Here is a 21,448-nt window from a genome sequence, read left to right as displayed (position 1 = left end):
ACGGCGTGCCGATCTCGTTCATGACGCGCGAGTCGGAGCGCCTGCTGATCGAGCTGCGCTCACAGGCCGTCTTCATGCCCGTCACGACGCGGACCGTGGCGCAGTATCAGCGGGTGCAGCTGCCGGGTGGTGCACCCGATTACGCGATCACGAGCAACGGCGGCGAGATCCTCGTCGACGGCGTCCCGGACGCCGACTGGCGCGGTAGCGTGCGAGCGCACCTCACCGACCACACCGCTCCGCTCGACGAGGCGCTCGCGCGCTTCGAGGAACTGGCGTCGCCGACCTGGATCCTCAAGACGAACGTCGCGGACGCGCTGTTCTTCTACTCGATCGTCGAGCGCGACGCGATCCCGGCGGGCTGGCTCGAACAGGTCGAGCAGGAGTGCGAACGGCTCGGATGGACGGTGTCCCTGCAGGGACGCAAGCTCTACTGCGTGCCGCGGACGCTCACGAAGCACGACGCCGTCAGCGAGGTCGCCCGCCGCCTCGACGGACCACTCGTCCTCGCGGCCGGTGACTCGCTCCTCGACCAGTCGATGCTGGAGACCGCCGACCTCGCGTTCCGGCCGGCGCACGGCGAGCTCGACGACGAGGGCTTCACGATCGACACGCTGACGGTCACCGAGCGGCGCGGCATCCTCGCCGGCGAGGAACTGCTGCGGCTGATGACGGCGGCAGCCGTCCGGGCCGCTGACCCGAGGCCCGATCACCAGGGCAGGTCGAGACTCGGTACCAGGCCGCCCGCGGCCGTGCCGGAGCCCGGGCACACGAGCACGCCATCGGCGTCGGCGAGCCCGCGGAGCATGGCTGCCCCGTGCCAGGGCGTCGGCTCCGCATGCGGCGTCGGCGAGTCCGCATCGTGCATCGAGCGGTAGGGGCGCAGCACCGTCCCTGAGCGAGCCCCGTCGACGGGCGAGGCGAGCACCGCCGGTCGCAGGGCCGGGAGCTCGAGTCCCTGGAAGCCCGCGAGCACCGGGTGCGCGAGCGTGAGGACGCTGAGCAGTGCGGCGAGCGGGTTGCCGGGCAGCCCGACGAACAGGCGGCCGTCCGGCAGCCGCGCGAGCAGCGCAGGGCCACCCGGGCGGACGTCGACGCCGTCCACGAGGAAGTCCGCTCCGGCGTCGCGGAGCAGCGCTCGGACGTGATCGGCTCGGGAGTCGCCGGTACCACCCGTGGTCACGACGAGATCCCGCTGGTGGCGGGTAGGAGCGCCGACCGCGCTCGTCAGCCCGAGGGCGTCGGCCGTGGTGGACGCGTCATCGCCGACACGGACGCTGGACGTGACGAGGCCACCGAGCGAGGCGATCACTCCCGGGAGCGATGGACCGAAGCTGTCGCGCACGAACCCGGGCGCGGGCACGCCGCTCGTGACGACCTCGTCGCCCGTGAGGACCAGGCGGACCCGCGGCAGCGGCATGACGGGCACCCGGTCGAAGCCGGCGCCGGCGGCGACCGCGAGGTGCACGGGACCGAGACGCGTGCCGGCGTCGAGGACGGTCGACCCCGCGGGTGACTCGGTTCCGGCGGGCCGGATGTGCCGCCCCGGGCGCGGCTCCCCGCTCGGTGCGGACGGCGCGAGGTGGAGGCGAGCTGATCCCGCGCTCTGCTCGACCACGCCGTGCTCGAGCTGGAGCACGGCCTCGGCGCCCGCCGGGATCAGTCCTCCGGTCAGGACGTCGACCGCGACACCGTCGCCGAGTCCGACCGACCGTGCGCGCTCGGCGTCGCCGCCGGTCAGCAGCGTCCACGGGCCGCTCCCGGCCACCGCCCAGCCGTCCATCGCCGAGGAGGCGTAGTGCGGGATCGCGATGGGCGAGACGAGCGGCGCCGCGAGGACGTGTCCGAGGGCCTCGGTGAGCGCCAGGGTGTCGACGACGTCGGACCGCTGCGCGGCACCCGCCGCATGCGCGATGGTGCGGGCGTCCGACCAGGAGGACCTCGTCATGCGGTCGAGTCCGAGGCGACCAACCGCTCGACGGCCGCGGTCGCAGCCTCGGCGGCGGCGACCGGATCCGCCCCGATCGCGAGCGCCTTCCCGACGGCGATGCCGACGAGGTAGGTGGTGAGCGGGGCGGCCGGACGCCGTACGGCGTGCGCGGCCGTGCCCGCGAGTCCGAGGACGGCGTCGATGTCGACCGCGACGTCGCCGAGCTCCAGCTCGGCGGACACCCGGTCGGTCCAGTCGGCGAGGACGGCATGCAGGTCATCGGTCATCGGAGACGCTCCTCAGGGTCGGCGGTCGGTGTAGTGGACGCGGTCGGCGTCGGCGACTCGACGGCGGAGACGACCCCGAGTCCGGCGGCGTCGGCCCAGGTGTCGACGTCGGCCGAGCTGCCGTCGGGAATGGGCACCTGTCGGAGGACGAGTCCGGCGAGCAGCTGGCGGACGGAGACACCCGCGAGGTCACCGCTCGGCTGCGACGCCCGGAGTGCGGCGACCCGGCGTTCCAGGGCCTCCCGGTCGTAGACGGCGAGCAGCGGCTGCTCACGACCGGAGTCGTCCACAGCGACCCAGCCCTCGGTCTCGGTCCCGGTCGCGGCTGTGGCGGCGTCGAGCACCGCGGCGAGCGCCGATGCGGCATCCGGCATGTCGCAGGCGAGGACGGCGACCTGCGCGGGACCCTCGGCCGCGACGTCATCACGCAGGGCGTCCAAGCCTGCGGCGATGGCCGCGGCAGGGCCACCGAAGACGGGGCGCTCGCGGACGAAGCGGACTGGATCAGTCGTCTCGACCTCGGGGCCGACCACGACGACACGGCCGCCGGCCGCCCGCGCAGCATCGATCGCGAGCTGGAGGAGCGTCCGGCCGTCGCGGAACAACGACGCCTTCGCGACGCCGCCGAGACGGGAGGACCGCCCTCCCGCGAGGATGATCGCGTCGACGGACATGGCACCAGCCTAAGCCGCGATCCAGCCCCCGAGGCGGCTGCGGATCCGGTGAGGCACCTTGCCCTCGTCCGATGGTGGTGATAGCCATGAGCCATGACTCGCATCACGGCGCGCAGACGCGTCACCCGCATCACGGTGGGACAGCCCGCACGCACCCGCGAGGACGTCCTCGCCGTCGAGGAGCCGCTCGAGATCCGCGTCGGTGGTCGTTCGCTCGCCATCACGATGCGGACGCCCGGCCACGACGTCGACCTCGCGATCGGCTTCCTCGTCTCGGAGGGCGTCATCGGTCGGGGTGACGACGTCCGGACCGCGCGGTACTGCGCCGGCGCGACGGACGAGGGCGTCAACACGTACAACGTGCTCGACGTCGCCCTGTCCCCCGGCGTCCCCGCCCCCGATCCGAGCCTGGAACGGAACTTCTTCACCACCAGCTCGTGCGGCCTCTGCGGCAAGGCGAGCATCGACGCCGTCCGGACGAGCTCGCGGTACACGGTCGCAGACGACGACTTCCTCCTCGACCCGACGCTCCTCGTGACCTTCCCCGACCGCCTCCGGGCACAGCAGGCGGTCTTCGAACGCACCGGCGGTCTGCACGCGGCCGGCCTGTTCGACGCCCGCACCGGCGAGATGCTCGTGCTCCGCGAGGACGTCGGCCGACACAACGCCGTCGACAAGGTCGTCGGATGGGCGGCGAAGGAGGGGTTGCTCCCGCTCCGCTCCATGGTCCTGATGGTGTCGGGGCGCGCGAGTTTCGAGCTCACGCAGAAGGCCTCGATGGCCGGCATCCCGATGCTCGCCGCCGTCTCCGCTCCGTCCTCGCTCGCCGCCGAACTGGCCACCGAACTCGGGATGACGCTCGTCGGCTTCCTCCGTGGCGACTCGATGGTCGTCTACAGCGGAACGCACCGGCTCGCCGACCCGGCCGAAGGCTCGGCACCAGCAGCACTCCAGACCGGAGCGAACGCATGAGCGCCGAACCGCCCGTCGAGGACGTCACGGACGCCGACATCGAGGTCACCCACCCGAAGCACGTCGCCGTCGGCCTGCCCGGCATCCTGCACTCCATGGAGCCCGCCCTCCGGCAGCTCGGTCCGAAGCGGACCGCGGAGCTCTTCACCTCGATCAACCAGCGCGGCGGCTTCGACTGCATGAGCTGCGCCTGGCCCGACCCGGACGACCGCAAGAAGCTCGAGTTCTGCGAGAACGGCGCGAAGGCCGTCATCTGGGAGGCGACGCCGGTCGTCATCCCGAGCGGCTTCTGGGCCGAACACTCGCTCACCGATCTCGCCGACAAGTCGGAGTACTGGCTCGGCATGCAGGGTCGGCTGTCGGAGCCCGTCTACAAGCCGGCCGGTTCGGACCACTACCGGCCGGTGAGCTGGGACGAGGCGTTCGCCATCGTCGGCGAGCAGCTGCGCGGTCAGGAGTCCCCCGACGAAGCCGTCTTCTACACGAGCGGCCGCGCGTCGAACGAGGCGGCCTTCGTCTACCAGCTCTTCGTCCGCGCCTTCGGGACCAACAACCTCCCCGACTGTTCGAACATGTGCCACGAGTCCACCGGCACGGCGCTCGGCGAGGTCATCGGCGTCGGGAAGTCGACCATCCGGTACGAGGACTTCGAGCAGGCCGACCTCATCATCGTCATGGGCCAGAACCCGGGCACGAACCATCCGCGCATGCTGACGGCGCTCGAGGACGCGAAGCAGGCGGGCGCGACGATCGTCTCGGTGAACCCGCTCCCCGAGGCGGCGCTCGAGCGGTACAAGAACCCGCAGACGGTCCGCGGCATGGTCGGGCGCGGCACGGTCATCTCCGACCAGTTCCTGCAGATCCGGCTCGGCGGCGACATGGCGCTGCTGCAGGCGGTCTCGAAGCGGGTCCTGGAGGCCGAGGCGGCAGCTCCGGGGACGATCCTCGACCACGCGTTCCTCGCCGAGCACTGCCTCGGACTCGAGGAGCTCACGGCCCACCTGGCCGACCTCGACGAGGCGGCCGTGCTCGAGGCGACCGGCCTCACGAGCGAGCAGATCGACGAACTCGCCGAGCGCTACATCGCGTCGAACGCGACGATCGTCACCTGGGCGATGGGTCTGACCCAGCACAAGGCGGCGGTCAACGGGATCAAGGAGATCATCAACCTGCTCCTCCTCCGCGGGAACATCGGCAAGCCTGGCGCCGGGGCATCGCCGATCCGCGGGCACAGCAACGTGCAGGGCGACCGGACGATGGGTATCTGGGAGCAGATGCCCGAGTCCTTCCTCGCCGCCATGGAGCGCGAGTTCGCGGTCCCGATGCCGCGGGAGCACGGGGTCGACGCGGTGAACGCGATCCGAGCGATGCGGCGGGGCGAGGTCCGCACCTGGATCTCGCTCGGCGGCAACTTCGTCGCGGCGATCTCCGACACCGCCGCCGCCGAGGCCGCGATCCGCGGAACGCAGCTGTCCGTGCAGATCTCCACGAAGCTCAACCGGTCGCACGCGGTCACCGGCGAGGCGGCGATCATCCTGCCGACCCTCGGGCGCACCGAGATCGACCTGCAGGCGAGCGGACCGCAGATGGTCAGCGTCGAGGACTCGGTGTGCGCGGTCCACGCCTCGCACGGACGCATCCCGCCGGCAGCGCCCGGTCTGCTCTCCGAGGTCGCCATCATCACGCGCCTCGCGCGAGCGACGCTCGGTGAGGACTCGGGCATCGCCTGGCAGGCGTTCGAGGACGACTACGACACGATCCGCGAACACATCGGACGGGTCGTGCCGGGCTGCGAGGGGTACAACGAGCAGATCCGCCGCGAGGACGGCTTCGTCCTGCCGAACGGACCGCGGGACTCCCGCACGTTCACGAACCCCGAGGGTCGCGCCCTGCTGACGGTCAACGAGCTCGAACCGATCCACTGCCCGCCCGGGCGGCTGCTCCTGCAGACCCTGCGCTCGCACGACCAGTTCAACACGACGATCTACAGCCTGAACGACCGGTACCGCGGCATCAAGAAGGGCCGGAACGTCGTCTTCGTCAACCCGGACGACCTCCGCGACCTCGGCTTGGAGGACGGGCAGACGGTGGACGTCTTCAGCGAGTGGGCCGGGCAGCCGGATCGGGAGCTCCGCGGCTTCCGCGTCGTCTCCTACCCGACCGCCCGTGGATGCGCCGCGGCGTACTTCCCCGAGGCGAACGTCCTCGTCCCGCTCGACTCGACGGCCGACCGCAGCAACACCCCGGTCTCGAAGGCGATCGTCGTGCGGTTGCAGCCGGCCGCCTGACAGCCGGAGCGACGTCGACCCGGGCGACGGTCTGAGCGGTTCATTCGTACGCTCGGAGGAGCTGCCAGCGTCCGCGCGCGGTGTCGAGTCGGATGTCGAAGACGAAGGACCGGCCGTCTGCAGCGGTCGCCTGGAACCGCCAGGCGGGGGTCGCCGCGGGCGGATGGGTGACGAACGAGACGTTCGGCTCGAGCGGGGTCGGGGTGTCGGTGACGAGGTACCGGGCTCCATCCCAGAACAGTCGCTCCGGCACGCCTGCCGGCGTCGTCCAGACCGCGATCTCGGTGCTCGTGATCAACATGCGTGGCCTCCCGTCGTTCGAACATACGTTCGATAGAGAGTGAGCCTAACCCGACATCCGACGACACGCCAGCCCGGATCGGCCGGGGATTCAGTCTCCCGGCGTGTCGGCGAGGAACCGCTTGATGTCCTCGCCCATCACCGTCGCCTCGGTGTGGTGCAGGTAGTGGCCGCCGTCGAGTCGGACGAGCTCACCCCGGTCGACTCCGGCGAGCTGCTCCTCGTGGAGGGGCACCCAGTCGGAGAGTTCCGGGTCGTCGCCGACGACGAACATGAGGATCGGCAGGTCGGCCGGGAACGACTGTGACCGGGCCGCCTGGAAGTTGCCGGGCGTGTGGGCGATCTCGTCGAGCAGCGTCGGCGACATCGCATTTCGGTTCGTCAGGATCGCGAGTTGGCGCTTCGTGGCGGCGTCGTACGGGAGGCCCTCGTACGGGTCGGGCGCGATGGCGGTGAGGAGGCGGAGGATGCCGAGCGCCTTCAGCGTGTCGACGCCGTCAGTCGGCGTCGGGTCGTCGCTTCCGGGCTGGGTCGGGACGCTCGTGTCGATCCCGATGAACGCTGTCACCTCGGCGCGGAACCGCTCGAGATACTCGAGGGCGTAGATGCCGGCGATCGAGTGTCCGGCGAGGACGTAGCGGTCGATGCCGAGGTGCTGCAGGGCGGCGTGCACCTCACCGGCGATGTTGGCCGAGGTCCGGGGCACGTCCGTCTGATCGCTGAGGCCGTAGCCGAACGGCTCGACGACCACCACGCGGTACTGGTCGCTGAGCTCGTCGACGAGCGGCTCGAAGTCGAGGCCGGGTGCCGCGGTGCCCTGCCCGGGTAGCAGGACGATCGTCTCAGCGCCGGAACCACTGATGACGACGTTCATGTCCTTGCCGTCGACGTCGACCAACTGCCCGTAGGGCTGCAGTTCGCCCGCTTCCGACGAACTCGCGACGGCGTTCACGATGCTCGTCGTCGCGAGGCCCGCTGCGACGAGGCCGGCGATCGTGGCGATCGAGATCAGTGGAACCTTCAGGAGCTTGCGCATCGTCACCCATCGTGAGGAGTCGGCGGCGGGCGGTCGCACCGCGCCGATTCCATACTCACGGAGCGAGCGCATCGCCACATCCGCCGCTGGGCGAAGACATGCCCGACGCGGCTACGCAGTTGTGCGCAAGCGGAGCGAGGCTTCGAGTGCGACCGACGACGGAGCCGACTGGAAGCGGTGGGCTTCCAGCCGGCTCGTGGTCGGTTCGCCTACTCGGCGGGCGGCGGGCTCTGCGGCTCCGTCGGCTGCTTCGGCTCCTGCGGAGGGCGTGACTCCTGCGGACGCTGCTGGTCCTGCTGCGGAGACGCAGGCGGAACCGGCGACGACGGAACCTGCGGCTGCGGAGGCCCCCACTGCTGCGGCGCGGGCTGTGCCGGAGCAGGCTGCCCGGGCGCGGACCCCTGCCAGGACGGCGTGGGCCACTGCTGGCCCGGCTGCTGCGGGGCGAACTGCTGCGGGGCAGGCTGCCCCTGGTAGCCCTGCCCGGGGTGCCCCTGCCCGTACTGGCCGGGGTTCGGCTGGCCGCCATACGGCTGCTGCTGCCCCTGGTACGGCTGCTGCGGCTGCTGTCCCGGGTAGCCCTGCTGGCCCTGGTAACCCTGCTGACCCGGGTAACCCTGCGCCGGGTAGCCGGGTGCGGCCTGCTGGTACACCTCCGGACGGTACGGCTGCTGCCCGTAGGTCACCCGCTCGCCCTCCGGCTTCGGGGAGAACGCCCGCACGATCACGGGGATCACGGCGGAGATCGCCGCAGCGAGCGTCGTGGCCGCGGCGATGCGCCACCACCAGTCCGCCCAGGTGCCCTCGGGGAAGGCCATCGGCAGCACGAGCACGAGGACCGTGGCGATGATGAGCGCGATCGTCACGATGCCGGTGGCCCTGACCACGGTGGACGTGGCGCGGGTGACGAAGTGGAGGAAGTACACCTGGATGATGATGAGCGCCAGACGCACGATGATGAGGATGCCGAGGAACAGCATGATCTGCGTGGACCAGACAAACCCGTCGGAGGTGTTCGGCGGCTGGAGCCACCCGTTCCACAGCTTCAGGAGGCCGACGGTGACGAGGAAGATGTTCACCAACGTCGACACCGCGAGGTACCACTTGTTGGGTCCGTGGCCGGCTGCGGCGTCGAGCGACACGGCACCGACGAAGGCCGCGAGCAGCAGCAGCGTGAGCCAGACCCGCCCGGCGATGTCGGCCTGATCGCCGACGATGATGAAGTATCCGCCGATGATCGCCGCCGCGACGAGCGTTCCGATCGTCAAGGTCAGCGCGAGCACTGCCGACCGTGAGCGGCGCGGTGTGGTCTCGACCATTCGAAATCCCCAATCTGTCGTGAGTGCCAACAGTACCGGGGTGGCATCCGCATGGAAGGGAGGCCTCCCTACCTCTGGGGAGGACTCCCGCTTCTCCACAGCGGAGAAGCGGGGTCGCGGGCGGGCAGTCGGTCAGGGGCGGTGGTAGTCGGCTTCGGCGACGTGCTCGAGCCAGGTGGTGCTCGTGGCCGGGTCGTCCGCCTGCTCGAACATCGCGAGGTGCTCCATGTAGTCGTCCGGCGTGGCCCCGTGCCAGTGTTCCTCGCCGGGCGGGGTGTAGACCGTCTGGCCCGGCTGGACGACGAGAACGGCACCGTCGCGCGTGCCCATGAGGGCGACTCCCTCGGTGACGTGGAGGGTCTGCCCGTTGGCATGGGAGTGCCATGCGGTGCGGGCGCCGGGGAGGAACCGCACCTTCGCGACCATCATGTGCTGGCCGTCCTGCTGCGGCGCGGCCAGCAGGTCGAGGTAGACGTCGCCGGTGAACTGCTCGGCGGGGTTCTTGATCGTCGCGGGTTTCGGTTGGATCTGCATACGGACGACGCTACGGCCGTGCACGTCGGCGAGGGAGTGTCCAGCAGTACACCCTTCGGCGATCACGACAGTACTGTGGACTCCGTCCCTGCCGAGCCTGCGGCGGCGTGATCCCCGAGCCAAGGAGAAGCACATGTCGGTCGGCCTGCTCGCCGTTGTCGATGACATCCTCAGCGCAGCCCTCAAGGCGAGTGCGAAGACCGCCGGCGTCGTCATCGACGATGCGGCCGTCACCCCGCAGTACGTGCAGGGGCTCACCCCCGCACGGGAACTGCCGGTCGTGTGGCGGATCGCCCGCGGCAGCCTCATCAACAAGTTCGTCATCATCATCCCGATCGCCCTGCTGCTCACGGCGTTCGCCCCCTGGGTGCTGCCGTTCCTCCTCATCATCGGAGGCACCTACCTCTGCTTCGAGGGTGCGGAGAAGGTCATGGAGTGGTTCGGCATGCACCACGCGGAGGCGGAGGAGGACGTCCGCGACGAGAAGAAGCTCGTCTCCGGGGCGGTCCGCACCGACCTCATCCTCAGCACGGAGATCATGCTCATCTCCCTCGCCAGCCTCGACTCGGGGCTCGGCATCTGGATGACACTGGGCGCCCTCCTGGTCATCGGCCTCGTCATGACCGCGGTCGTCTACGGCGCGGTCGCCCTGCTCGTGAAGATCGACGACATCGGACTCCGGCTCATGAAGAACCCGTCACGCGGCGTCCGCCGCACCGGCGCACGGATCGTCGCGTCGATGCCCGCGGTCTTCCGCGTCATCAGCATTGTCGGCACGGTCGCGATGCTCTGGGTCGGCGGCCACCTCGTGATCGCGAACCTGGCCGAGACGTTCTGGCACGGACCGTACGACCTCCTGCACGTCGTCACCCACGCGATCGAGGCCGCCGGACCGGTCGTCGTCTGGATCGCCGACACCGCGATGTCCGCCGTGTTCGGACTCGTCCTCGGTCTGATCGTCGTCGCGATCGTGACCGGGATCTCGCGCCTGCGGTCACGGAACCAGCCCGCGAAAGCTACTCACTAGCGGAGGCAGCCGCGCTGCCGAGCGTCAGCGGAGCGGGCGGGCGTAGCAGAGCGACATCGGGATGACCTCGTACGGCGAGTAGATCGGGATGGGCTCGTAGCCGAGCCACTCATAGAGCCGCACGGCCTCGGGCTGGCGGTCGCCGGTCTGCAGGATGAGGCGGGACGCCCCCTCGGCACGGGCGGTGTCCTCGACGGCGGTGATCAGACGCTTCGAGACGCCCCGCCCGCGGTGAGCCGGGAGGGTGACGACGCGCTTGAGCTCCCATTCGCCGTGTAGTCGGCGCAGGGCGGCGTGACCGACCGGCTCGCCGTCGATGAGGGCCAGGAAGGTCGCACTGATGTCGGCAGGATCGACGGTGAACGCGGTCAGCGCTCGCTCGGCGGCCTCGGGGTCCCAGTCCTCCCAGGCCGACGCGTACCGTGCGTCCATCTCCTCGTCCATCGCGGCGCGGAGCCGCACGGCCCGCTCGTCGTCCCAGGCGACTCGCTCGATGACGACGGGGTTCAGCTCGGGCATGCGGTTCCTTCGGGACGGGCTGCTGCGGCGCGATCGGCACGTCGACGCCGTCTGCCAGTGTCCCACGACGAAGACCCGTCGGAGCGCTTCACCTCCAGCATGACGGGGACTCCTGCCCAGCCTGCGCTGCTACCGTGGCGAGCCCCAGGAACCCGTCAACCGCGGAGGCACCGTGCTCACCATCCCAGGCGTCGTCGTCGGCCCAGCGCTCCGACTGATCCGCGCGAACCGCGCCTTCGTGAGTGAGGCCGGCGCGCGCCGCCGGATCCGGGAACGCACCCTCCGGCCGGCGTCCTACGGTCCGCCCGGCACCCTCCGCAGCGACGTCCGGGTCGACGTCGAACGTTTCGGAGAGTGGCCGGTGTACACCGTGTCCCCCACGCGACGACCGGCGATCGGCGGGGTCGTGTACGCGCACGGCGGCGGCTGGGTCGGCGAGATCGCACCGCAGCACTGGACGCTGGCGGCCACCATCGCCGCGGAGACCGGCGCCGTGGTCACACTCCCGATCTACCCGCTCGTGCCCTACGGCACCGCGGCCATGGCGCAGAACGGCGTCGTCGAGCTGGTCCGGCGCAGCATCGAGCGGCACGGGCCGACCGTCCTCGCGGGCGACTCGGCCGGCGGTCAGATCGCCCTGTCGGCTGCGCTCCGACTCCGGGACGAGGGCGTCGTCCTGCCGATGACCACCCTGCTGTCACCGGCGCTCGACCTCACCTGGAGCAACCCGCGGATCCCCCTCGTGCAGCCGAGCGACCCCTGGCTGGCGACGCCCGGTGGGCGCGTGTTCGCGGAGCACTGGCGCGGCGATCTGGACATCACCGATCCGACCGTGAGCCCCCTCTTCGGCGACTTCGCCGGGCTCGGACCACTCACGCTCTTGAGCGGGACCCGCGACGTCCTCAACCCCGACGCAGAGTTGCTCGTCGAACGAGCCGAAGCGGCCGGCGTCACGGTCGACTACCACGAGGGTTCCGGACAGTTCCACGTCTGGGCACTACTGCCGACCCGCGCCGGAGAGGCCGCCACGCAGACGATCGTCCGCAGCGTCACGCGCGGGCTGCGCTGAGTCGCCCGAAACGGCTCGAGATCGCGGCCGAATCGAACACTACCGGGCGACTCAGGGCCGCTCGAGATCGAGCTACGCGGTCCGGCGCTTGCGGACCTCACGCAGGACCATCTGCTCCGGACAGACGGTGGACAGGAAGTCGCCCACCGACAGCGCGAGGCGCTCACCGACGAGTGAGTAGAGGATGCGGTTCGCATCGCGGCGCTCGGAGACGAGGCCCGCCTGGCGCAGGACGCTCAGGTGCCGGGAGATGGTCGGACCGGTGGCGTCGAAGCGTGCGGCGATCTCCCCCGCGGCGAGCTCGCCGTCCTTGAGGTCCTGCAGGATCTGCCGCCGCGTCGGATGAGCGAGCGCGGCGAAGATGTCCGACGCTGTATCTGCCATGTTTGCAATCTAGCACAATTGCGATATACAGTTTCGCTATATTGCTAACAAGCGAAGGAGACAGCATGCGAGTGGCCATCACCGGTGGGACCGGGTTCGTCGGACGACACCTGGCCGAGCGACTGCAGCACGACGGGCACGAGATCGTCGTCGTCTCCCGACGCACCGGCGTGGAGATCGACGACGTCGAGGCGTTGACCGCCGCGTTCGCCGACTGCGACGCGGTCGCGCACTGCGCCGGGATCAACCGGGAGCTCGGCGAGCAGACCTTCCAGCGCGTGCACGTCGACGGCACCCGGGCGGTCGTGGACTCGGCCCGCCGCGCCGGCGTCGGTCGCATCGTGCTGGTGAGCTTCCTCCGCGCGCGCCCCGACTGCGGCTCCGGGTACCACGAGACGAAGTGGGCGGCCGAGGAGATCGTGCTGGGGTCGGGCATCGCGCACACCGTCCTCAAGTTCGGCATGATCTACGGCGCCGGCGACCACATGGTCGATCACGTCACCAAGGCCGTCCGCACCTTCCCGGTGTTCGCGACCGTCGGCTACCGCGAGCGCCGCGTGCGTCCGGTGCCGGTCGCGGACGCCGTCGACGTCCTCGTCGCAGCACTCGAGGGCCGGGTGTCGGACCCGACCGTCGCGGTCATGGGCGCCGAGGAACTCGAGCTGGGTGCGGCCGTGCGCCGGATCGCGCACGTGGCCGGACGCCGCCCGCTGTACGTCCCGGTCCCCGTGTGGACGATCCGCCTGCTCGCGCGCGCGACGGAACGCCTCATGAAGACGCCGTTGGTGGCGAAGGCGCAGGCGCAGATGCTGGCGGAAGGAGTGAGCGAGGCGGCCCCAGTGGCACCGGAACTCCCCGCGGACCTCCGTCCCTCACGCCGCTTCGACGAGTCCCGGATCCGTGCCGCGCTCCCCGTCGGCCGCTTCACGCTGGCCGACCTCCGCCTGCCACGCTCGTCCCGCTGAGTCGCCCGAACCTGCTCGAAATTCGGGCTGAAACGCACAGATTCGGGCAACTCAGGGCGTCGAGGGCGGGACCGGCCCCGTCGACTCCCGCGCGATGAGCGTCGTCGCGAGCTCGAGGTGATGGGAGAACGGCCGCTCGCCGGCATGCAGGCGGAGGACGGTGTCGACCGCCGCCCGGCCGATGTCGTGCATCGAGGTGTGGACGGTCGTCAGGAGCGGAACGGTCAGCATCGCCGAGTACGTGTCGTCGTAGCCGACCACGCTCACGTCCTCCGGCACGCGGAGACCGGCCTGGACGACCGTGCGGATGACGGCGAAGGCGTCGGCGTCGTTGGTCGCGAACACGGCGGTCGGCGGGTCGTCGAGTGCGAGCATGCGCTCGACCGCCCGCGCCGCGGTGCCCATCCCCTCCTCCGAGACGAGCCCTGGGTCGAGCGTGACACCGGCCGACAAAAGCGCCTCTCGATAGCCGATCGCCCGCGCATGAAGGCCGGGATTCGCCGGATGTCCGCCCACGAAGGCGATCCGCCGATGCCCGAGGCCGACGAGGTGCTCGACCGCCTGCTGACCACCGGCCGCATGGCTCGAGCCGATGCTCGCCACCGAGCGGTCCAGCGGATCCGGTGAGTCGACCGCGACGAGCGCGATGCCCGCGTCGAGGCACGCGTCGACGACGTCGGCGGCGATGGGGGTCGTGACGACGATCATGCCGATTGCACCTCGCGCCGCGACGCCGTCGACGAAGCTGCGGTCGAGCGCCACCTCGTCTCCGGTCGCATCCGTGGACCCGAAGCCGGAACCGGGCGACAGCACCCGCGTCACGAGATCGACGTCCGACCGCTGTGCCGCGGCGACCATGCCGTCGAGGACACGGAGGGAGTAGACGCTGTGCAGGGTGTCGAACACGACGTGGATGGTTCGCGGAGCACCGGGCATCGACCGGGGCGTCGGGCGGTACCCGAGTTCGCGCACGGCCGTCTCGACCCGGGCACGGGTCGCCTCGGACATGCCCGAACGACCGTTGATCACCTTTGAGACGGTCGCGATCGAGACACCGGCGCGCTCTGCGATCGACGCCAGCGTCGGACCCGTCATGGGTGTGCGTGCCATGGAGCCCCTCCCTCGTCCCGCAGCGGGCAGCCGTCCGTCGCTCCCAGCCTAGCGAAACAGTTTCGAACCGACGCGTTGACGACGCCTGGCCGCTCAGCCTACCTTCGGGGTCAGGGCGCACGACGCCGAAAGACTTTCGTCATCCCGATCTGCACTGGAGCACGTCATGACCACCATCCCGTTCACCGGCGACTGGATCGTCCGGGCACCCCGAGGCCCGTTCGCCGCCGTCCAGGGCGGTGCCGACGACTCGCTGGCCGTGACCCTCCCGCACGACGCCCTGCGCGATACCGAGCGCTCGCCGGACGCAGTCGCGAAGGGCGGGGCCGCCTACTTCCCCGCCGGCGCGTTCAGCCAGGTGAAGACCTTCGAGGTCCCCGCCGAGTGGTCCGGTCGCATCGTCCGGCTCGAGATCCAGGGCGCGTTCCGTCACGCGATGGTGTACCTCAACGACGAGTTCGCCGGCAATCGTGCCGACGGCTTCGCGCGCTTCTTCGTCGAGCTCACCCCGTTCCTCCATTTCGGCGAGACGAACACGCTGCGCATCGAGACCCGCGCAGGGCAGGACTCCCGCTGGTACGCCGGAGCCGGGCTGCACCGCCCGGTCCTCCTGCACGTCGACGAACCCACGCACGTCGAACCCGACGGCGTCCGCATCACGACGATCCGGATCGAGGACGACCAGGCGGTGCTCGAAGTGGCGACGACCATCGTCAACCGGGGTCTCACCAGGAGTGCGCGCGTCCTCGCGACGGAACTCGCCGGCCCAGACGGGAGGGTGGTCGAGGGCGAGCGCACGCCGGTCACCGTCGCGCCAGGCGGTAGCGCGCTCATCCGCCAGCGCCTGTACGTGCCGGACGCAGCCCTGTGGAGCGTCGACTCGCCGGCACTGTACTCGGCGAGGACCTCGCTCGAGGTCGACGACCGACCCGCCGACGAGGCGGCCGTCGTCCACACGGTCCACGGCATCCGCACGGTCACCGTCGACCCTCGGAAGGGTCTCCGCATCAACGGCGAGCCGGTGCTCCTGCGCGGCGCCTGTGTCCACAGTGACAACGGTCCGCTCGGTGCAGCGTCGATCGCGCGCGCCGAGGAACGGCGTATCCAGCTCCTCAAGGACGCCGGCTTCAACGCGATCCGCGCGGCCCACAATCCGGCGTCGCCCGCCATGCTCGACGCCTGCGACCGCATCGGCATGCTCGTCATGGACGAGGCCTTCGACATGTGGGGCCGGGGCAAGACGGACCACGACTACTCCCTCGACTTCGCGCAGTGGTGGCGGGCCGATCTGGAGTCGATGGTGGCGAAGGACATGAACCATCCGAGCGTGATCATGTACTCGATCGGCAACGAGATCGTCGAGGTCGGAACCCCGCACGGCGCGATCCAGGCGCGGGAACTCGCCGAGCACGTGCGGGCGTTGGATCCGACACGACTCGTGACGAACGGCGTGAACGCGACCCTGGCCGTGCTCGACGATCTGGACGGCATCATGGCGTCGGACCAGGGGTTGAACGAGCTGATGGGCGAAGCGGGCGCGAACATGATGAGCCTCATCGGATCCTCCGACGCCGTCACGACGCGCACCGAGGAGTCCAGTGCAGCCCTCGACGTCCTCGGTCTCAACTACGCGGACGGCCGCTACGCGAGCGATGCCGAGCGGTTCCCGCACCGCGTGATCGTCGGCTCGGAGACCTTCCCGACCCAGATCGGCGACCTCTGGCCGCTCGTCGAGGCGAACCCGAACGTGATCGGCGACTTCACCTGGACCGGCTGGGACTACCTCGGCGAGGTCGGCATCGGTGCGACCTCCTACGCCGAGGACCCCGAGGCGAACAGCGCACTCGAGCGCGAGTTCCCGTACCTCACCGCGTGGTGCGGCGACTTCGACATCACCGGCTGGCGGCGGCCGGTGTCATACTACCGGGAGATCGTCTTCGGCCTGCGGTCCGAGCCGGCCATCGCGGTGCTCCGACCGGAACACCACGGGCACACGATCACGATGCAGTCGCCGTGGGCATGGAGCGACTCGGTCGACTCGTGGACGTGGCCCGGCTTCGAGGGCGCGCCGGTGACGGTCGAGGTGGCCGCCGACGCCGACGAGGTGGCCCTGCTGCTCGACGGTGTCGAGGTGGCGCGCGGGCCGGTGGGTGGACGCCGGCCGAAGCTCGCCGAGTTCGAGATCGTCTACCGGCCGGGCACGCTCGAGGCGGTCGCGTTCCGCTCGGGCGCGGAGGTCGGCCGCACCGCGCTCGTCTCCGCCACCGGCCCGACCAGGCTCGTGGCGACCGCCGACCGGACCACGCTCCGCGCCGACGAGACCGATCTCGCCTTCATCGCGATCGAGCTGCGTGACGCGGACGGCGTCCTGGTCACCGGCGCCGACCGCGAGGTCTCGGTCAGCGTCGCGGGCGCGGGTCGGCTCGCGGGCTTCGGAACCGGTACCCCGAAGACGACCGAGCGCTTCGACGCGACCACGCGCACCACCTTCGACGGACGGGCACTGGCGATCGTCCGGCCGAGCGGGCCCGGCGCCATCACGGTGACGGTGAGCGGCGCCGGCCTCGACGACGTCGTCTTGGATCTGGAGGCAGCGGCTCGCTGAGTCGCCCGAATCTGCACGGATATCGCCGGATTCCGTGCAGAACCGGGCGACTCAACGCCCCATGGATCTGAGCAGCAGCGAGGCGAGTTCGTAGCGCGCCCGGCCGACCGGCTCACGAGGGTCGTATCCCAGGATCCGGGTGAAGTGCTCGTGCTTGCCCTGCAACGTCGAGTGGTGCATGCCGAGCTCCTGCGCTGCTGACCGCACACTGTCGCCTCGCACCAGCGCGTCGAGCACCCGCACGGCACGATCGTCGAGTGCGGCGAGCGCCGAGACGTCCGGCACCCCAGCGGCGGTGGCGGCCAACTCCCGGACCGCGTCAGCGAGGATACCGAGGTCCGCGATGTCGACGACCCGGTGGGAGGCGTCCGTCATGCTGATGGCCAACTGCGCGTCCGCCCACGATCGCACCAGCTGGGTCGCGACGCCCGGGCGTCCGATTCCGGCGACGCCGTCGACAGTAGACGGTCCCGGCACCGAGTCGGGACCGCTGATGATCGTCGCCCGCAGCACGCCACCGGTGCCGACCGTGAGGGCCGACGGACCGCCCTGCGGGTGCACCGACGGTGACGTCGCGATCACCCGCAGGGCGGAGCCGGAGAGGGACAGTCGTTCGGCGGCCTGCGATCGTTCCGACTCGGAACGGTCGGCATCGAGCAGGACCTGCACCGACGAGTCCGCCTGCGGGTGACGCCGCGACCGCAGCAGGGCCACGGCGAGCGCGAACCGTTCGAGCACGATCGCGTCGTTGGCGTGGGTGACTCCGACGCGTTCCAACCAGACGGACCCGTCACCGGCGACCGTGCGCGTCGGCCAGTCCGCGGATTCGACGGGCAGCCGGTGGCCGGCAGGATCGACGCGGACGGCAGCCTCCGGGGTACGCGCTCCTGCTGGCACCCCGGCCAGAACGGCTGCTCCGCGGGTGAGCGCTTCGGTGTTCACCCCGCCCGCGACGAGCGCGTCGAAGTAGGCGATGACCTTCAGACCTTCACTCGCCTCGGGATCCAAGGCGGTGAGGCGGCCGACGAGTTCCTGCATGGCGTCACTCCGATGTGCCTGTGACGACCCAGCATAGGGAACCGGGTCGTCACAGGCGATGACCTCAGGGCGCGAGCAGGCGAGCGACCCAGGCGTTCCGGGCGGCGGTCATGGCCCGGGCGAGTTCGGCGTGCGGCGCGAGCATGTCGAATCCGTGGAACCCACCCGGCCACACGTGGAGCTCGGCTTGGACGCCGGCCTGCCAGAGCGACGTCGCGTAGGCGACGTCCTCGTCACGGAAGACCTCCGCACTGCCGCAGTCGATGAAGGCGGGTGGCAGGCCGGTCAGATCGGTTGCGCGTGCCGGGGCGGCATAGATGGAGACGTCGTCGCCTCCGACACGGTCGCCGAGCAGTGCGGTCCAGCCGGTGATGTTGCTGCCCCGGTCCCAGACGCCGACCCCGTCGATCTGCGTGGTCGAGACGGTGGCGTCGCGATCGTCGAGCATCGGGTAGATGAGGACCTGGCCGGCGAGCTCCGGACCGCTCCGATCGCGGGCCAGGAGCGCGACACCAGCGGCGAGCCCTCCACCGGCGCTCGCTCCCGCGATGATGAACCGAGCCGGATCGATGCCGAGTTCCTGCGCGTGCTCCGCCGTCCAGACGAGTGCGGCGTAGCAGTCCTCCACCGGGTACGGGTCGGGGAACTCCGGTGCGAGTCGGTACTCGACGGTGACGACCGTGGCGTCGAGTTCGACGATCCACGGCAGGAACTGGGCGAGCCCCACGAAGCGGTCGCCCATGATCATCCCGCCGCCGTGGGTGTGGAACACTCCGGGGCCGGTGCCGACCCTGCCGGCTCGCGCGAGCACGGAGACGGAGATCTCGGCACCCTCGTACCCGGCGATGGTCAGATCGCGGCGCTCGACCCCGGCTTCGGCGAGCATCTCGTCCACGGGGAGCGAGACCGGCGACGCCTGGCGCAGCATCGGGATCATGTCGGCGGTGAGGGTCGAGGGCATCAGATCACCGATGGCGGAGAGGACCGCGGCGAGCTCGGGATCGAAGGGCGGGTGGTTCGCGGTCGCGGTCATGATGAACTCCAATGTCCACAGCGGATGACGGTGTCCCCAGTCTGCTGCTCGCGACGGCGCGACTCACCCGCCGAACGTGCCCGTCTTCCCTGCATCGCACCGCCATCTGGCGGGCTCCGCACGCGCTGAGTCGCCCGAATCTGCACGATCTCAGCCTGATTTCGTGCAGATCCGGGCGAACGAACGCGCCTAGTGCGGGTCGAGGCGGTTGAGCATCGCGACGGTCTGGTCGTACTCGCCGCGGACCTCGGCGTAGCGCAGGAACTTGACGTTCTCGACCTGGATCTCCGTGGCGTCGGGCTGCGACTCGATGAGGCCCATGACCTCGTCGGCGAACGCGTCGAGTGGCATCGCGAAGTCGCTCTCCTCCTGGCCGGGCATGAGCGAGGTGCGGACGGCCGGCGGGACGAGCTCGACGACACGGACGCCCGTGTCCGCCAGCTGGAGGCGGATCGACTCGCTCAGCATGTGGATGGCCGCCTTGCTCGCGTTGTAGGTCGGCGTCACCCGCAGCGGGGTGAAAGCGAGGCCCGAGGAGACGGTCATGATCGTCGCGTCCGGTCGGCTGCGGAGCTGCTCGATGAACGCGCCGATGAGCCGGATGGGCCCGAGGACGTTCGTCGTGATGATCTCCTCGGCGGTCGCGACGAAGTCGGAACCAGTCCAGTCCTCGCCGCGCATGACGCCGGCCATCGTGATGAGCACGTTCATCTCCGGGTGCTCCGCGATGACCTGCTTCGCCGCGGCTTCGATGCTCGCAGGATCGGCTGTGTCGATCCGCACGGTGTGGAGGCCGGGCTCGTCGGCGGCGATCGACTCGAGGAGTTCGGTGCGTCGCCCGCCGATGATGACGGTGTTTCCGGCTGCGTGGAGGCGTCGTGCGAGAGCGAGGCCGATGCCGCTCGTCGCGCCGGGGATGAAGACGGTGTTTCCGGTGATCTGCATGCATCGAGTCTCCGTCGGTGACGACGGCCGCACCAGGGTGCAGCGATCCATGGATCCGCGATCCCTGGATCGCGTGGCCGCGGAGGCGGATACTGGCGTGATGAATCGCCCAGCGCTCGCCGACTTCCTCCTCCGACACCGATCGGCGTTGCAGCCCGCGGACGTCGGTCTGAGCAGCGGACCTCGGCGACGGACGGCCGGGCTCCGACGCGAGGAGGTCGCACAGCTCGCAGCGATGTCGACCGACTACTACGCGCGGCTCGAGCAGCAGCGGGGTCCGCAGCCGAGCACGCAGATGCTGGGTTCGCTCGCGCGGGCTCTCCGATTGAGTGCAGAGGAACGCGACTACCTGTATCGGATCGCCGGACACAACGCGCCGACCCGCCTCGCAGCGACCGACTACGTCGCGCCGGCGCTTCTGCGCGTCCTCGACCGGCTCACCGACGCACCCGCGCTCATCCTGTCGGCGCTCGGCGAGACGCTCGTCCAGAACGACCCGGCCCGGGCGCTGTTCGGCGATGCGAACCGGTACCGGGGCCTGGAACGCAGCGCGATCTACCGCTGGTTCCTGCACCCGGAGGAACGCGAGCGATACCCCGCCGAGGACCGGGACCGGCAGAGTCGAGCGCAGGTCGCGTCGCTGCGTGCGGCCTACGGCTCGTTGGGGGCGCAGTCGCCGGCGGGCGACATCGTCGAGGCCCTCACCGGGCACAGTGAGGAGTTCCGGCGGCTGTGGGCGACGCACGAGGTCGGGCGGCGCTTCGAGGACCACAAGGTGCTCATCCACCCCGAGATCGGCCCCATCGAGCTGGACTGCCAGGCCCTGTTCACCGAGGACCAGTCGCAGGCACTCCTCGTCCTCACGGCCGCGCCGCACACCGAGGCCGCAAGCAAGCTCAAGCTCCTCGCAGTGCTCGGGACGCAGACCTTCGAGGGTGCGCGGTAGCGGAAGCGCCGGCCGAACGGTTCAGGCCGTCGGTGCTGTCCGCAGCTTCCGACGCCGGACAGCCCCGCCGATCGCGATGCCGACGACCCCGACGATCACCGGGACGACCAGGCCGAGGACGACGACCGCGAGGAGCGCCAGGACGAAGCTCGGCATCAGCCCGCCGCCGATCAGGTCGACCACGAGTAGCGGGATGAACGCGAGCAGCACGAGCCATGCGAGCCCCGGCTGACGCGACACCGCGAGGATGCCGACCGCGAGCCAGACACCCGCACCCCACAGGAGGAGGCCGAGGGTGAAGCGCCAGGAGTCGTACGCCTGGTACGGCAGGAGTTGCGGACCGGGTGCGGCCAGATCCGGGTTGCCGATCACGACCAGCGAGGCGACCACGAGGCCGAGGGCGGCGAGTACGAGGGCAAAGACACCGAAGACACGCACGGCTACCTCCTAGGGGACGACGACCGCGC

21 protein-coding genes and 1 pseudogene are annotated in these 21,448 nt (G+C 70.5%); 8 read left to right on the top strand and 14 right to left on the bottom strand.

The features are described from left to right. Positions 1-20: 20 nt before the first annotated feature. A pseudogene (locus ACQG07_RS14780) lies at positions 21-539 on the top strand (HAD family hydrolase); the annotation flags it as partial. A gap of 170 nt (positions 540-709) precedes the next feature. Here ACQG07_RS14780 and ACQG07_RS14775 read toward each other — a convergent pair. The 3 genes from ACQG07_RS14775 to mobA are packed head-to-tail and all read right to left on the bottom strand — an operon-like array spanning position 710 to position 2,891. Next, entirely contained in the window at positions 710-1,948 is a 1,239-nt protein-coding gene (locus ACQG07_RS14775) for a molybdopterin molybdotransferase MoeA (protein WP_426738656.1), read from the bottom strand. After that, on the bottom strand, positions 1,945-2,217 hold the full coding sequence (locus ACQG07_RS14770) for a DUF6457 domain-containing protein (RefSeq protein ID WP_192004195.1): 273 nt from the start codon (positions 2,215-2,217) through the stop codon (positions 1,945-1,947). Before ACQG07_RS14770 ends, ACQG07_RS14775 begins: the two co-directional genes overlap by 4 nt. After that, positions 2,214-2,891 carry a molybdenum cofactor guanylyltransferase gene (mobA, locus tag ACQG07_RS14765; protein ID WP_426738655.1) on the bottom strand — a complete coding sequence of 226 codons (678 nt, stop codon included), beginning with the start codon at positions 2,889-2,891 and terminating at the stop codon, positions 2,214-2,216. The genes ACQG07_RS14770 and mobA overlap by 4 nt, the downstream gene beginning before the upstream one ends. Before the next feature lie 93 nt (positions 2,892-2,984). Between mobA and fdhD the strand changes: the two genes are divergently transcribed. Together fdhD and ACQG07_RS14755 are read left to right on the top strand one after the other, a co-directional pair. Then, entirely contained in the window at positions 2,985-3,863 is an 879-nt protein-coding gene (fdhD, locus tag ACQG07_RS14760; RefSeq protein WP_426738654.1) for a formate dehydrogenase accessory sulfurtransferase FdhD, read from the top strand. Beyond that, positions 3,860-6,151 (top strand): FdhF/YdeP family oxidoreductase, encoded by a 2,292-nt coding sequence (locus tag ACQG07_RS14755; RefSeq protein WP_426738653.1) that lies wholly within the window; start codon positions 3,860-3,862, stop codon positions 6,149-6,151. The genes fdhD and ACQG07_RS14755 overlap by 4 nt, the downstream gene beginning before the upstream one ends. A 40-nt stretch (positions 6,152-6,191) precedes the next feature. On the opposite strand, the gene ACQG07_RS14750 is transcribed toward ACQG07_RS14755, so the two are convergent. The 4 genes from ACQG07_RS14750 to ACQG07_RS14735 all read right to left on the bottom strand — a co-directional run bounded on the left by ACQG07_RS14750 (position 6,192) and on the right by ACQG07_RS14735 (position 9,340). Next, positions 6,192-6,452 (bottom strand): hypothetical protein, encoded by a 261-nt coding sequence (locus ACQG07_RS14750; RefSeq protein WP_079704601.1) that lies wholly within the window; start codon positions 6,450-6,452, stop codon positions 6,192-6,194. A 90-nt stretch (positions 6,453-6,542) separates the two neighbouring features. Then, a complete protein-coding gene (locus ACQG07_RS14745) occupies positions 6,543-7,487 on the bottom strand; it encodes an alpha/beta fold hydrolase (protein ID WP_426738652.1) in 945 nt (314 codons plus the stop codon). A gap of 209 nt (positions 7,488-7,696) precedes the next feature. After that, positions 7,697-8,806, bottom strand: coding sequence for a hypothetical protein (locus ACQG07_RS14740; protein WP_426738651.1), 1,110 nt, complete (start codon positions 8,804-8,806; stop codon positions 7,697-7,699). A 132-nt stretch (positions 8,807-8,938) separates the two neighbouring features. Continuing rightward, entirely contained in the window at positions 8,939-9,340 is a 402-nt protein-coding gene (locus ACQG07_RS14735; RefSeq protein WP_137242684.1) for a (R)-mandelonitrile lyase, read from the bottom strand. A 133-nt stretch (positions 9,341-9,473) separates the two neighbouring features. Here ACQG07_RS14735 and ACQG07_RS14730 point away from each other — a divergent pair, with 133 nt between their 5' ends. Next, a complete protein-coding gene (locus ACQG07_RS14730; RefSeq protein WP_079704599.1) occupies positions 9,474-10,367 on the top strand; it encodes a DUF808 domain-containing protein in 894 nt (297 codons plus the stop codon). Positions 10,368-10,391: 24 nt separating this feature from the next. Here ACQG07_RS14730 and ACQG07_RS14725 read toward each other — a convergent pair whose 3' ends face one another. Beyond that, on the bottom strand, positions 10,392-10,886 hold the full coding sequence (locus tag ACQG07_RS14725) for a GNAT family N-acetyltransferase (protein ID WP_079704598.1): 495 nt from the start codon (positions 10,884-10,886) through the stop codon (positions 10,392-10,394). A 172-nt stretch (positions 10,887-11,058) separates the two neighbouring features. On the opposite strand from ACQG07_RS14725, the gene ACQG07_RS14720 reads away from it, so the two are divergent. Then, positions 11,059-11,955, top strand: coding sequence for an alpha/beta hydrolase fold domain-containing protein (locus ACQG07_RS14720; protein WP_426738650.1), 897 nt, complete (start codon positions 11,059-11,061; stop codon positions 11,953-11,955). Positions 11,956-12,027: 72 nt separating this feature from the next. On the opposite strand, the gene ACQG07_RS14715 is transcribed toward ACQG07_RS14720, so the two are convergent. Next, entirely contained in the window at positions 12,028-12,339 is a 312-nt protein-coding gene (locus ACQG07_RS14715) for a metalloregulator ArsR/SmtB family transcription factor (protein WP_064295846.1), read from the bottom strand. A gap of 65 nt (positions 12,340-12,404) precedes the next feature. Between ACQG07_RS14715 and ACQG07_RS14710 the strand changes: the two genes are divergently transcribed. Further along, the gene (locus ACQG07_RS14710; RefSeq protein ID WP_426738649.1) at positions 12,405-13,304 is read left to right on the top strand and encodes an NAD-dependent epimerase/dehydratase family protein; all 900 of its coding nucleotides are present in this window, start codon (positions 12,405-12,407) and stop codon (positions 13,302-13,304) included. 51 nt (positions 13,305-13,355) lie between these two features. Here ACQG07_RS14710 and ACQG07_RS14705 read toward each other — a convergent pair whose 3' ends face one another. Continuing rightward, a complete protein-coding gene (locus tag ACQG07_RS14705; RefSeq protein WP_426738648.1) occupies positions 13,356-14,414 on the bottom strand; it encodes a LacI family DNA-binding transcriptional regulator in 1,059 nt (352 codons plus the stop codon). A gap of 166 nt (positions 14,415-14,580) precedes the next feature. On the opposite strand from ACQG07_RS14705, the gene ACQG07_RS14700 reads away from it, so the two are divergent. Beyond that, entirely contained in the window at positions 14,581-17,019 is a 2,439-nt protein-coding gene (locus ACQG07_RS14700; protein ID WP_426738647.1) for a glycoside hydrolase family 2 TIM barrel-domain containing protein, read from the top strand. Between the two features lie 51 nt (positions 17,020-17,070). Here the strand turns inward: ACQG07_RS14700 and ACQG07_RS14695 are convergent, their stop codons facing one another. The 3 genes from ACQG07_RS14695 to ACQG07_RS14685 all read right to left on the bottom strand — a co-directional run bounded on the left by ACQG07_RS14695 (position 17,071) and on the right by ACQG07_RS14685 (position 20,035). Further along, positions 17,071-18,057, bottom strand: coding sequence for a hypothetical protein (locus ACQG07_RS14695; protein WP_426738646.1), 987 nt, complete (start codon positions 18,055-18,057; stop codon positions 17,071-17,073). A 64-nt stretch (positions 18,058-18,121) separates the two neighbouring features. Further along, a complete protein-coding gene (locus ACQG07_RS14690; RefSeq protein ID WP_426738645.1) occupies positions 18,122-19,090 on the bottom strand; it encodes an alpha/beta hydrolase in 969 nt (322 codons plus the stop codon). A 189-nt stretch (positions 19,091-19,279) separates the two neighbouring features. Continuing rightward, positions 19,280-20,035, bottom strand: coding sequence for an SDR family oxidoreductase (locus ACQG07_RS14685; protein ID WP_159876953.1), 756 nt, complete (start codon positions 20,033-20,035; stop codon positions 19,280-19,282). A gap of 100 nt (positions 20,036-20,135) precedes the next feature. Between ACQG07_RS14685 and ACQG07_RS14680 the strand changes: the two genes are divergently transcribed. Next, positions 20,136-20,981, top strand: a complete 846-nt coding sequence (locus tag ACQG07_RS14680) for a helix-turn-helix transcriptional regulator (RefSeq protein WP_426738644.1) — start codon at positions 20,136-20,138, stop codon at positions 20,979-20,981. A 21-nt stretch (positions 20,982-21,002) separates the two neighbouring features. Here ACQG07_RS14680 and ACQG07_RS14675 read toward each other — a convergent pair whose 3' ends face one another. Then, positions 21,003-21,419 (bottom strand): hypothetical protein, encoded by a 417-nt coding sequence (locus ACQG07_RS14675; protein ID WP_426738643.1) that lies wholly within the window; start codon positions 21,417-21,419, stop codon positions 21,003-21,005. Positions 21,420-21,448: the final 29 nt, after the last annotated feature.

The sequence above is a fragment of the Plantibacter sp. 2H11-2 genome (assembly GCF_050031945.1).
Taxonomy (GTDB): Bacteria; Actinomycetota; Actinomycetes; order Actinomycetales; family Microbacteriaceae; genus Plantibacter; species Plantibacter auratus.
Note: the sequence above shows the minus strand (reverse complement) of the source record. Positions and strands in the feature narration are given on the sequence as shown.

Coding starts and splice junctions, on each gene's coding strand:
- ACQG07_RS14750 (WP_079704601.1), bottom strand. CDS start 6,452: ATGTTGATCACGAGCACCGAGATCGCGGTCTGGACGACGCCGGCAGGC.
- ACQG07_RS14775 (WP_426738656.1), bottom strand. CDS start 1,948: ATGACGAGGTCCTCCTGGTCGGACGCCCGCACCATCGCGCATGCGGCG.
- ACQG07_RS14695 (WP_426738646.1), bottom strand. CDS start 18,057: ATGCAGGAACTCGTCGGCCGCCTCACCGCCTTGGATCCCGAGGCGAGT.
- ACQG07_RS14710 (WP_426738649.1), top strand. CDS start 12,405: ATGCGAGTGGCCATCACCGGTGGGACCGGGTTCGTCGGACGACACCTG.
- fdhD (WP_426738654.1), top strand. CDS start 2,985: ATGACTCGCATCACGGCGCGCAGACGCGTCACCCGCATCACGGTGGGA.
- ACQG07_RS14745 (WP_426738652.1), bottom strand. CDS start 7,487: ATGCGCAAGCTCCTGAAGGTTCCACTGATCTCGATCGCCACGATCGCC.
- ACQG07_RS14740 (WP_426738651.1), bottom strand. CDS start 8,806: ATGGTCGAGACCACACCGCGCCGCTCACGGTCGGCAGTGCTCGCGCTG.
- ACQG07_RS14755 (WP_426738653.1), top strand. CDS start 3,860: ATGAGCGCCGAACCGCCCGTCGAGGACGTCACGGACGCCGACATCGAG.
- ACQG07_RS14730 (WP_079704599.1), top strand. CDS start 9,474: ATGTCGGTCGGCCTGCTCGCCGTTGTCGATGACATCCTCAGCGCAGCC.
- ACQG07_RS14705 (WP_426738648.1), bottom strand. CDS start 14,414: ATGGCACGCACACCCATGACGGGTCCGACGCTGGCGTCGATCGCAGAG.
- ACQG07_RS14700 (WP_426738647.1), top strand. CDS start 14,581: ATGACCACCATCCCGTTCACCGGCGACTGGATCGTCCGGGCACCCCGA.
- ACQG07_RS14770 (WP_192004195.1), bottom strand. CDS start 2,217: ATGACCGATGACCTGCATGCCGTCCTCGCCGACTGGACCGACCGGGTG.
- ACQG07_RS14725 (WP_079704598.1), bottom strand. CDS start 10,886: ATGCCCGAGCTGAACCCCGTCGTCATCGAGCGAGTCGCCTGGGACGAC.
- ACQG07_RS14735 (WP_137242684.1), bottom strand. CDS start 9,340: ATGCAGATCCAACCGAAACCCGCGACGATCAAGAACCCCGCCGAGCAG.
- mobA (WP_426738655.1), bottom strand. CDS start 2,891: ATGTCCGTCGACGCGATCATCCTCGCGGGAGGGCGGTCCTCCCGTCTC.
- ACQG07_RS14685 (WP_159876953.1), bottom strand. CDS start 20,035: ATGCAGATCACCGGAAACACCGTCTTCATCCCCGGCGCGACGAGCGGC.
- ACQG07_RS14715 (WP_064295846.1), bottom strand. CDS start 12,339: ATGGCAGATACAGCGTCGGACATCTTCGCCGCGCTCGCTCATCCGACG.
- ACQG07_RS14680 (WP_426738644.1), top strand. CDS start 20,136: ATGAATCGCCCAGCGCTCGCCGACTTCCTCCTCCGACACCGATCGGCG.
- ACQG07_RS14690 (WP_426738645.1), bottom strand. CDS start 19,090: ATGACCGCGACCGCGAACCACCCGCCCTTCGATCCCGAGCTCGCCGCG.